10 protein-coding genes are annotated in these 10,000 nt (G+C 63.2%); 8 read left to right on the top strand and 2 right to left on the bottom strand.

Annotated elements, in window-relative coordinates; translation table 11 throughout:
- From LDL37_RS15070 to LDL37_RS15060, 3 genes are all read left to right on the top strand, one after another.
- A partial coding sequence (locus tag LDL37_RS15070; RefSeq protein ID WP_290799636.1) for a response regulator occupies positions 1–342 on the top strand: 342 nt, incomplete at its 5' end.
- Between the two features lie 134 nt (positions 343–476).
- Positions 477–2,087 (top strand): pectate lyase, encoded by a 1,611-nt coding sequence (locus tag LDL37_RS15065; protein ID WP_290799635.1) that lies wholly within the window; start codon positions 477–479, stop codon positions 2,085–2,087.
- A gap of 11 nt (positions 2,088–2,098) precedes the next feature.
- Positions 2,099–3,376, top strand: coding sequence for an MFS transporter (locus LDL37_RS15060; protein WP_290799634.1), 1,278 nt, complete (start codon positions 2,099–2,101; stop codon positions 3,374–3,376).
- A gap of 30 nt (positions 3,377–3,406) precedes the next feature.
- On the opposite strand, the gene LDL37_RS15055 is transcribed toward LDL37_RS15060, so the two are convergent.
- Positions 3,407–4,552, bottom strand: a complete 1,146-nt coding sequence (locus LDL37_RS15055; RefSeq protein WP_290799633.1) for an aldose epimerase family protein — start codon at positions 4,550–4,552, stop codon at positions 3,407–3,409.
- A 115-nt stretch (positions 4,553–4,667) separates the two neighbouring features.
- Between LDL37_RS15055 and hppD the strand changes: the two genes are divergently transcribed.
- Genes hppD through LDL37_RS15030 form a run of 5 tightly spaced genes read left to right on the top strand, consistent with a single transcriptional unit; the run spans position 4,668 to position 9,872 of the window.
- On the top strand, positions 4,668–5,729 hold the full coding sequence (gene hppD / locus LDL37_RS15050; protein WP_290799632.1) for a 4-hydroxyphenylpyruvate dioxygenase: 1,062 nt from the start codon (positions 4,668–4,670) through the stop codon (positions 5,727–5,729).
- Positions 5,729–7,003, top strand: coding sequence for a homogentisate 1,2-dioxygenase (gene hmgA, locus LDL37_RS15045; RefSeq protein ID WP_290799631.1), 1,275 nt, complete (start codon positions 5,729–5,731; stop codon positions 7,001–7,003). The genes hppD and hmgA overlap by 1 nt, the downstream gene beginning before the upstream one ends.
- Entirely contained in the window at positions 7,000–8,286 is a 1,287-nt protein-coding gene (fahA, locus tag LDL37_RS15040) for a fumarylacetoacetase (RefSeq protein WP_290799630.1), read from the top strand. The genes hmgA and fahA overlap by 4 nt, the downstream gene beginning before the upstream one ends.
- Positions 8,283–8,648: a Rieske (2Fe-2S) protein gene (locus tag LDL37_RS15035; protein WP_290799629.1), complete on the top strand. Its 366-nt coding sequence runs from the start codon at positions 8,283–8,285 to the stop codon at positions 8,646–8,648. The genes fahA and LDL37_RS15035 overlap by 4 nt, the downstream gene beginning before the upstream one ends.
- Before the next feature lie 30 nt (positions 8,649–8,678).
- Positions 8,679–9,872, top strand: a complete 1,194-nt coding sequence (locus LDL37_RS15030; protein WP_290799628.1) for an amino acid aminotransferase — start codon at positions 8,679–8,681, stop codon at positions 9,870–9,872.
- On the opposite strand, the gene LDL37_RS15025 is transcribed toward LDL37_RS15030, so the two are convergent.
- On the bottom strand, positions 9,869–10,000 hold a 132-nt coding region (locus tag LDL37_RS15025; RefSeq protein ID WP_290799637.1), incomplete at its 5' end, for an L-rhamnose mutarotase. The two genes, LDL37_RS15030 and LDL37_RS15025, sit on opposite strands and share 4 nt — an antisense overlap.

Raw genomic sequence — 10,000 nt, 5'->3', positions numbered from 1 at the left:
AGCGCCGACCTCATCGTCACCCTGCTGGAGGATCTGGGGCTGAAGGCCGTCGTCCTTACCCGCGGTGACGCCCTGCTGGAGGCCCTGTTGTCGCGTCAGGGCCACGTCGTGCTGCTCAGCATCGACCTGCCGGACATGGACGGGTTTCGCGCCACACGCCAAATCCGTGATCTGGAACGTCGCCGGCTGATCCCGCCGGTTGTCATCATCGGCCTGACGCCGCAGGGCCTGATTGATGAGCGCCAGCTCTGCCTCGATGCCGGTATGGACGGCCACCTGTCGAAACCTGTGACGCTGGGTCGCCTCAGCGCCGCCCTGTCGCCCTACCCCCTGCCGAATTAATCGCGTCGCTTCAGCGCCTGAAAAAAATGTCCCGAAAAAATTTATGACGATACGCTGGAAACCGGTGTCATTACCGTATAAGCTAGTGCCAACCATAAAAACAAACGCTCAGTTTCGGGAAAGACGCCTACTCCATGCGCCCCTTTTTAAAATCGATTGCAGGCCTGACGGCGGGCCTGTGTCTGGCTTTGTGCAGCCCTCTCGCCACAGCCGCCCCTCAGCCGTCGGACAGCGCGATCAAAAAGACCATGCGCAAGGCCACGCAATTCATGGTCGAGACCGTTTCGACCAATGGCGGCTATGTGTGGTCTTATCTGCCGGACATGTCGCGCCGCTGGGGAGAGCTGGAAGCCAAACCCAGCATGATCTGGGTGCAGCCTCCGGGTACGGCCACCATGGGTCACCTCTTCCTCGACGCTTACCATGCCACGGGCGATGAGTATTACTACACCGCTGCCGAAAAGGCCGCCGCCGCCCTGATCTTCGGCCAGCAGGACAACGGCGGCTGGCACTATTTCATCGACTTCGGCGGCGAGGCCTCCACGAAGCAGTGGTACGACACCATCGGCAAGAACGCCTGGCGCATGGAAGAGTTCCAGCACTACTGGGGCAACGCCACCTATGACGATGACGGCACGGTGGAGGCGATGACCTTCATCCTGCGTCTCTATCTCGAAAAGCACGACCCGAAGTACAAACCCTCCCTCGACAAGGCGATCGACTTCGTTCTCAAAAGCCAGTACCCCAACGGCGGCTGGCCGCAGCGATATCCGCTGAAATACGAGTTTTCGCACCACGGTCAGCCGGACTACACCTCCTACATCACCTTTAATGACGATGTGGCCGCCGGTAATGTCCACTTCCTGATCCTCTGCTATCAGGCGCTGGGTGAAACGCGCGTTCTCGATGCCATAAACCGCGGCATGAACATTTATATTCTGGCGCAAAACGGCGCGCCGCAGGCCGGTTGGGCGCTGCAATATACGCCCGATCTCAAGCCCGCAGGCGCGCGGACCTATGAGCCGAAATCGCTGTCCGCGCACACCACCGCCAGCGCCATCCGGCAGTTGATGGACTTCTATAAGCTCACCGGCGACACCAAATATCTGGCGCCCATTCCGGCAGCGCTCGACTGGCTCGACTCGGTGCGTCTGCCCGGTGAAAAGCCCCTCTATCCGTCGTTTGTGGAACTGGGCACCAACAAGGCGCTCTATACGCACCGCGAAGGCTCTAACGTCGTCAATGGCCACTACTATGCCGACTATAATCCGGAGCATACGCTGCGCCACTACAGCTCGACGCGCTCGATCAATGTCGCCAAGCTGCGTCAGGACTATGAAAAGCTGAAAGCCACCCCGCCGGAAGAGGCCTCCAAAGACTCGCCGCTGAAATACGGCGTGGCCAAGCCGCTGCCGCGTTATTTCCTGATCGAGGAACATGGTGATTCCGACCTCAACCACAGCCGCGTCGCCGAAACCGCCGGCCAACTGGTCAAGTCGCTGAACAAGGACGGCTGGTGGCCGACCGAGCTGAAATCGACCTCCAACCCCTACATCGGCGACGGTTCGCCGACGCCGGCCGAGGGCGATTACCGCTCGACGCACGTTGGCGACAAGACCGACACTTCGCCCTACCTCGCCGATAAACCCGTCATCGGCATTTCGACCAGCGCCTATATCGACAATATGAAGGCGCTGATCGGGGCACTGAACGCCAAAGACACTAACGAAAACAAAAAGAAATAAAGGAAACCGCCATGCAGGCATCTTCGGGCTCCAACGCCCCCGCTGGCGCGACGCGCTACCGCTGGCTGGTCGTGACATTGCTGTTCACGGCCATGGTCATCAACTATGTGGACCGTCAGACGGTCAGTCTGCTCAAGCCGACCCTGCAAGCAGAATTCGGCTGGAGCGAACTGGATTATGCCGATCTGGTCTTCTGGTTCCAGTTCGCCTACGCCCTCTCCTACCTCGCCTTCGGTAAGATCGTGGACCGTTTCGGGGCGCGCATCGGCTTCTCTCTGGCCTTTGTCATCTGGCAGGCGGCTCATATCGGCCACGCGGCCATGTCATCGCTGAAAGACGCCATCATCGCCCGCGTCTTCCTCGGCATCGGCGAAGGCGGGGCCTTCCCCGGTGGCGTCAAGGCCGTGTCGGAATGGTTCCCCAAGTCTGAACGCGCCTTTGCGGTCGGCCTGTTTAACGCCGGAACCAATATCGGCGCCATTGTCACGCCGCTGGTCATTCCGGCGATTACCCTGACCTTCGGCTGGCAGGCGGCCTTTATCTTTACGGGTGCTATTGGCCTTCTGTGGCTGCCCGTCTGGTGGCTGGTCTATCGCCGCCCGCGCGAACATAAAAAGGTCAATGCGCTGGAGCTGAGCCATATCGAACAGGACCCGGTGGTCGTAGTCGAAAAGGTGTCGTGGCTTAAGGTCATCCGCGCCAGGGAAACCTGGGGCTATGCGCTGGGCAAGTTCCTGATCGACCCCATCTGGTGGATGTTCCTCTTCTGGCTGCCAGACTTCCTGCACAAACGCTATGGCCTTGATCTCAAGACCTTTGGCCCGCCGCTGGTCGCCATCTACCTGCTGTCTGACATCGGTTCGGTGGGCGGCGGCTGGCTGTCGTCGCAGTTCATCAAGCGCGGCTGGAGCGTCAATGCGGCGCGCAAGGTCACCATGCTGATCTGCGCCGCTCTCGCCCTCCCGGTGGGCGTCGCGGCCATGGCCGACAATCTGTGGGTCGCCGTGGCCATCATCGGCGTGGCGACCGCCGCGCATCAGGGCTTTTCGGCCAATCTCTACACACTGCCGTCGGACGTCTTCCCCAATGGCGCTGTGGGCTCGGTCGTGGGTATCGGCGGCATGTTCGGAGCCTTTGGCGGCATGGCGATGGCCAAATATGCGGGCTTCGTGCTCGACAAGATCGGCTCCTACACGCCCATCTTCGTCTATGCGGCGACGGGCTATTTTCTGGCGCTTCTGGCCGTGCATCTTTTGATGCCGAAGCTCGAACCGGCCAAAATCGGATAAGGAAAAACCCCGGCGAGAGCCGGGGTTTTTTTAATCCGGGAAGGCCTCTTTCAGTGTCTTCGCCGTGCCGAAGCGGATCGTCGTCACCGAATGGAAGGTCTCGCCCGGCCGCAAAACGGTCGAAGGAAATTCCGGGCGGTTGGGGCTGTCGGGAAAATGCTGGGTTTCCAGCGCAAAGCCGTCGCGCGGCCAGATGCGGTTACCCGCCCGCCCTTTCAGCGTGCCGTTGAAGCCGTTGCCCGTGAAAAGTTGCACGCCCGGCTCGGTGGTCTTCAGTTCCAGCGTCCGACCGCTTTTCGGGTCCCAGGCCCGCGCCGCCACGCTCAGGGCGCCGGGATGGCGTTTGGTCAGCACAAAATTATGGTCAAAACCGCCGCCGATCTTCAATTGCGGGTCGGCTCTGACGATCTGCGCACCTATCTGAACCGGCGTGCGGAAATCAAACGGCGTGCCGGCCACCGGGCGCAAGGCCCCCGTCGGCAGCTTCTTGTCCGACAGGGCGGTGATAGCGTCAGACTTCAGTTGCAGATACTGGCCGTCGGTCGAACCCGACGCCGCCCCGCCCAGATTGAAATAGGCGTGGTTCGTCAGGTTGATCACGGTCGGCTTGTCCGTCGTGGCGCGATAGTCCAGCGTCAACGTATCGTCGTCGGACAGGCTATAGGTCACCGAGACGCGCAACGTCCCCGGAAAGCCATTCTCGCCATCGGGGCTGATATAGCGCAGTGTCACGGCGCGGCAGCCCGGCGTCGCGCACAGCTCAGCGGTCCATACCCGCCCGGAAAAACCCGGCCTGCCGCCGTGTGAAACGATCCCGCCCTTGGGGTCGAGCACCACCCGCTGCCCGTCCAGCGTAAAACCGCCGCCCGATATGCGATTGGCAAAGCGCCCAACCACGGCGCTGAAATTGGCGCGCGCCTCATGCGCCTTCAGGTCGGCCAGATCGAGCACCACATTGTCCAAACGCCCGTGCCGGTCGCGTAGCCGCACGGCATCGAGAATGGCCCCATAGGTCAGGACCGACACTTCGGAACCGCGCTGGTTACGCAGGGTGTAGCGTTCCACCGCTTCACCGCCCGCCGTCACGCCGAACGGGGCATGGCTGACCTGTGGCCGGGACAGGCCAGAGAGCATCAGAGAGGTCGCCACAAGCGGCAGAAGGATCAGGGCGCGCATGGACGAAGCCTAACCCGCCTGCGGATGCCTTTCCACAGGCCTCACGAAAAAGAGACTGGATTTTTTAAATTGTTGCAATAGATACTATATCAATCGAAACAAACGGGAGGTCGCCATGTCCATCACTCCGCACAACCCTCTGGGTCTCAACGGCTTTGAGTTTGTCGAGTTCACCAGCCCCGACCCCGCCGCCATGCGCGCCCATTTCGAGCGTCTGGGTTTTGTCGCGGCTTCTCGCCATCCGTCCAAGGCCGTCACCCGCTTTAAGCAGGGCCGCATCAACCTGTTGCTCAACGAAGAGGCGACGGGTCAGGCGGCCGGGTTCCGTGCCGCGCATGGTCCCTCAGCCTCGGGCATGGCGTTCCGCGTTGCCGATCCGCAAACCGCCTTTGAGGCCGCATTGGCGCGCGGGGCCAAGGCCGCCGATGCCGCCGCTGGCACGCTGGGCGACCACAGTTTCGTGCTGGAAGGCATTGGTGGCTCCTACCTCTATCTGACCCCCGACACGGATCAGCTCTATGCCGACTGGTTCGCCGTGCCGGGGGCGGACGCCGCCGAGCGCGAACACAGCGTCGGGCTCGACCTGCTCGACCACCTCACCCACAATGTGAATCGCGGTCAGATGCGCGTGTGGTCAGACTTCTATTCGCGCATTTTCGGCTTCGAGGAGCAGAAGTATTTTGACATCAAGGGGCAGGCTACCGGCCTCTTTTCTCAGGCCATGATCGCCCCGGACAAGGCCATCCGCATCCCGCTCAACGAGTCGCAGGACGACAAGAGCCAGATCGAGGAATATCTCAGAGAATACAAGGGTGAAGGCATTCAGCATCTGGCGCTGACCACCGACGACATCTATGCCACGGTGGAAAAGCTGCGGGCGCGCGGCGTGCGGCTTCAGGACACGATAGAGACCTATTACGAACTGGTGGACAAGCGCGTGCCCGGCCACGGCGAAGACCTTGAACGGCTGCGCCGCAACCGCATCCTGATCGACGGCAATGTCGGCGAAGAGGGTATCCTGCTGCAAATCTTCACCGAAAACCTGTTCGGGCCGATCTTCTTCGAAATCATCCAGCGCAAGGGCAATGAAGGCTTCGGCAACGGCAATTTCCAGGCCCTGTTCGAGTCGATTGAACTCGATCAGATCCGCCGCGGCGTCATCTCGGTCGATGCGTGATGCGCCCGTATCTCAGCGGATTTGGCAATCATTTCGCCACCGAGGCCGTGCCCGGAGCCCTGCCCGTGGGTCAGAACGCGCCGCAGGCCGTGCCGTTCGGCCTCTATGCCGAGCAGTTTTCCGGCACAGCCTTTACCGCCCCGCGCAGTGAAAACCGCCGGACGTGGTTTTATCGTCTGCGGCCATCGGCGCAGCACGCGGCCTTTGCGCCGTTGAACGCCCCCGGCTGGCGCACGGACGGGCCGCCCCCCTCGCCCAACCGCCTGCGCTGGTCGCCGCTGACGACGCCACAGGGCGCGGTCGATTTTATCGACGGGATGACCGCCTATGCCGCCAATGGCGATGTGGCGACCCAGACCGGTGTGACGGTTTATCTTTATGCCGCTACGGCCAGCATGACCCGGCGCGCCTTTTTCAATGCCGATGGCGAATGGCTGATCGTGCCGCAGGAAGGCGTCTTAAAAATCCTCACCGAGTGTGGGGTGATTGAGGCGGCACCGCTCAGCGTCGTCGTGATCCCGCGCGGGCTGAAATTCCGCGTCGAACTGCCGGAAGGGACGGCGCGCGGTTATGTGTGCGAAAACCACGGCGCGGCCTTCCGCCTGCCCGATCTGGGGCCGATCGGGGCCAACGGGCTGGCCAATCCGCGCGATTTCGAAGCCCCGGTCGCCGCCTTTGAAGACGAAGACGCGCCGCATCAACTGATCCAGAAATTTCAGGGCCAGTTGTGGACCACGACGCTCGACCATTCGCCGTTCGATGTGGTGGCATGGCACGGCAATCTCTGCCCTTACCGCTACGATCTGCGGCGCTTCAACACGATCAATACGGTCAGTTTCGACCACCCCGACCCGTCGATCTTTACCGTCCTGACCGCGCCTTCCGACACGCCCGGCACGGCCAATTGCGACTTTGTGATCTTCCCGCCGCGCTGGATGGTGGCCGAACACACCTTCCGCCCGCCGTGGTTCCACCGCAATATCATGAGCGAATTGATGGGCCTGATCGAAGGCGTCTATGACGCCAAGGCCGAAGGCTTCGCCCCCGGTGGCGCGTCCTTGCACAATTGCATGAACGCGCATGGCCCGGATCGCGCCAGCTATGACGCGGGGGTATCGGCGGACCTGAAACCGCATCGGTACGAAGGCACCATGGCCTTCATGTTTGAAACGCGCTTTGTGCTGCGCCCCACGGCTCAGGCCCTCGCCCTGCCGGGTCTGCAAGGCGATTATGACGCCGGCTGGAGCGGCTTTGAAAAGGCCCGACTGCCATGATAGACTTTACCCACGACCCTGAGCGTGAAAGCTGGCTGCGTGATGCCCATGGGCACGCCGAGTTTCCGATCCAGAACCTGCCACTGGGCGTGTTTGCGCCGGACGGGTCCGACGACCGCCGTCTGGGGACCGCCATTGGTGATCATATTCTCGACCTGCGCGGCCTCTTTGAAGCGGGACTGATCGAGGGTGACGCGGCGGCGTTTGGCGCACGCACGCTCAATGCCCTGTTTGCCCGCCCCGCCTCTGAGCGCCGCGCCCTGCGTCAGCGCCTTTCGACCCTGCTCAGCGATCCGGCGCATCAGGCAGCGGTATCACCGCACCTCTATGCGGCGCAGACCTGCACCCTGTATCTCCCGGCTGACATCGGCGACTACACAGACTTCTATGTCGGCATCCACCACGCCACGGCGGTGGGTAAGCTGTTTCGGCCCGACAACCCCCTGCTGCCCAATTACAAGCACGTCCCGATCGGCTATCATGGCCGCGCCTCTTCGGTGCGCGTGTCGGGTGAGCCGGTGACGCGCCCTCTGGGTCAGATCAAGCCCCCGGACGCCAACGCTCCCCGCTTTGGTCCCACACAGCGGCTTGATTACGAGCTGGAGCTGGGCGTCTTTATCGGCGGCGAAAACCCGCTGGGTCAGCCGGTCCCGATAGCCGAGGCATCTGAGCGGATCGTCGGGTTTTGCCTGCTCAACGACTGGTCGGCGCGCGATGTGCAGGCGTGGGAGTACCAGCCTCTGGGGCCATTTCTGGCCAAGAATTTCCACACCACGATTTCGCCCTGGGTCATTACGGCGGAGGCGCTGGCCCCCTTCCGCACCGCGCCCTTGCCTCGCGCCAGCGACGATCCCGCCCCCCTGCCCTATCTGATCGACGCCGGGGATCGGGCGCAAGGCGGCTATCGCATCCGTCTGGGGGCCCGCTTGCGCACGCCGGGCCTGAGCGCGCCGGTCGAACTGGCGCAATCGCGCGCCGAAGAGGCCATGTACTGGAGCGTGGCGCAGATCATCGCCCACCACGCCAGCGGCGGCTGCAATCTGCGCCCCGGCGACCTGCTGGGCACCGGCACCCTCTCCGGACCGCAGCCGCACGAGGCCGGCAGCCTGCTGGAACTGACCGAAGGGGGCAAGACGCCCCTCAGCCTGCCGTCGGGTGAAACGCGCCGCTTCCTCGAAGACGGCGACGAGCTGAGCCTGTTTGCCCGCGCCGAGGCCGAGGGGTTTGTCTCTATCGGCTTTGGTTCCTGCACGGCGCGCATCCTCCCGGCTGTGGCCCCATGACCGCCACCTTGCCCCGCCTGACGCAGGTGCGCCCCGGCATCGCGCTGGGACCGCTTGAGCGCATAACCGACGGCACAGCGCGCAACTATGTGCTTCAGGTGGGCGAGGCGCGCTTCCACGGCTTTGTCGTGCGGCGGGGCCAGACGGTGCATGGCTATGTCGATGCCTGCCCGCACGCCGGTTTGCCGCTGTGTCAGACGCTGGACGATTATCTGACCCCCGATGGCGGCCTGATCCGCTGTCAGTGGCACGGCGCGCTGTTCGACATCGGAAACGGTGTGTGCGTCGGCGGCCCCTGCCCCGGCGCGTCCCTCACCCCCTGGCCGGTCGCCGTGCGCGACGGGCAGATTTTTACCGCCTGAAATCTTGGCTATCTGAACTGGAATTCTGACGTGACCGCGACCCTGACCGCCTCCCCCCTCTTTGCCGCCCTGAAGGATCAGCCGTCCGACAGCCTGCTGGAGCTGATCCAGTTGCACCGGGCCGATCCGCGCCCCGACAAAATCGACCTCGGCGTCGGCGTCTATAAGGACGAACAGGGCCACACCCCGGTCATGGCCGCCGTCAAACAGGCCGAAACCGCCCTGCTGCATAGCCAGACCTCCAAGAGCTATCTGGGGACGGCCGGCGATATGGGCTTTGTCGAGGCGCTGATCCCGGTGGTGTTCGGTGAGGCACGGCGCGGCGATACGGCGCTGAGCGGCGTGCAGACGCCCGGCGGCACCGGGGCGCTGCGGCTGGCGGCGGAACTGCTTAACCGCGCCCGGCCCGGCGCGACGGTGTGGGTGGGGACGCCGACCTGGATCAACCACTTCCCGCTGCTGGAAGACGCCGGGCTGATGATCCGCGAATACCGCTCTTTCGACCGCGACACGCAGTCGGTGATCTTCCCTGCCTTACGCAAGGCGCTGGAAAGCGCTGCCCCCGGCGATATCGTCCTGCTGCACGCCTGCTGTCACAACCCGACCGGAGCCGATCTCAGCCCTGAGCAGTGGCGTGAGGTGGCCAGCCTGTGCGCCGAACGCGGCCTGCTGCCGCTGATCGACCTCGCCTATCAGGGATTGGGGCAGGGCCTTGAAGCCGATGCCGCGCCGATGCGTGATCTGCTGAAACAGGTGCCTGAAGCCCTGATCGCCTATTCGTGCAACAAGAATTTCGCCCTTTACCGGGATCGCGTCGGCGCCCTCTTCTATCAGTGCCGCGATGAGGCCCAGCGTGAGCGGCTGCGCGGCAATCTGATCAACCTTGCGCGCACCCTGTGGTCCATGCCGCCTGATCATGGCGCGGCTGTGGTGCGGCTGATCCTCAGCGACGCGGCGCTTACGAAAATGTGGTCCGATGAACTCGACGCCATGCGTCTGCGCATTCACAGCCTGCGTGCGGCGCTGGCGGCGGCGCATCCGGGTCTGGGCTTTCTGACGCGGCAGAATGGCCTGTTTTCAACCCTGCCGCTCAGCCCGGAAGAGGTGCTGAGCCTGCGCACCCAGCACGGCATCTACATGGCGGCGTCAGGACGGGTCAATCTGGCCGGGCTGGTCACCGCGCAGGTGCCGGTTCTGGCGGCAGCCCTCAGACCTTACATTTAAGGCTGTTCGCCCAGATCGAAGATGCGGGTCATGGGCACCCACTTTTCACCCGGCTGCGCCTTGGGCAAAGGTTTCTGGAATTCCCACATCAGGCGCTCCCACGCCTGCACGTCTTCCGAAGCGGCATC

Source organism: Asticcacaulis sp. (genome assembly GCF_020217185.1).
Taxonomy (GTDB): domain Bacteria; phylum Pseudomonadota; class Alphaproteobacteria; order Caulobacterales; family Caulobacteraceae; genus Asticcacaulis.
The sequence above is the reverse complement of the archived record's forward strand: the minus strand, read 5'-3'. Positions and strand labels throughout refer to the sequence as shown.

Bases quoted from the DNA above. Each gene is read 5' to 3' on its own strand.
- LDL37_RS15065 (WP_290799635.1), top strand. From the start codon at position 477: ATGCGCCCCTTTTTAAAATCGATTGCAGGCCTGACGGCGGGCCTGTGT.
- LDL37_RS15060 (WP_290799634.1), top strand. From the start codon at position 2,099: ATGCAGGCATCTTCGGGCTCCAACGCCCCCGCTGGCGCGACGCGCTAC.
- LDL37_RS15055 (WP_290799633.1), bottom strand. From the start codon at position 4,552: ATGCGCGCCCTGATCCTTCTGCCGCTTGTGGCGACCTCTCTGATGCTC.
- hmgA (WP_290799631.1), top strand. From the start codon at position 5,729: ATGCGCCCGTATCTCAGCGGATTTGGCAATCATTTCGCCACCGAGGCC.
- LDL37_RS15035 (WP_290799629.1), top strand. From the start codon at position 8,283: ATGACCGCCACCTTGCCCCGCCTGACGCAGGTGCGCCCCGGCATCGCG.
- fahA (WP_290799630.1), top strand. From the start codon at position 7,000: ATGATAGACTTTACCCACGACCCTGAGCGTGAAAGCTGGCTGCGTGAT.
- hppD (WP_290799632.1), top strand. From the start codon at position 4,668: ATGTCCATCACTCCGCACAACCCTCTGGGTCTCAACGGCTTTGAGTTT.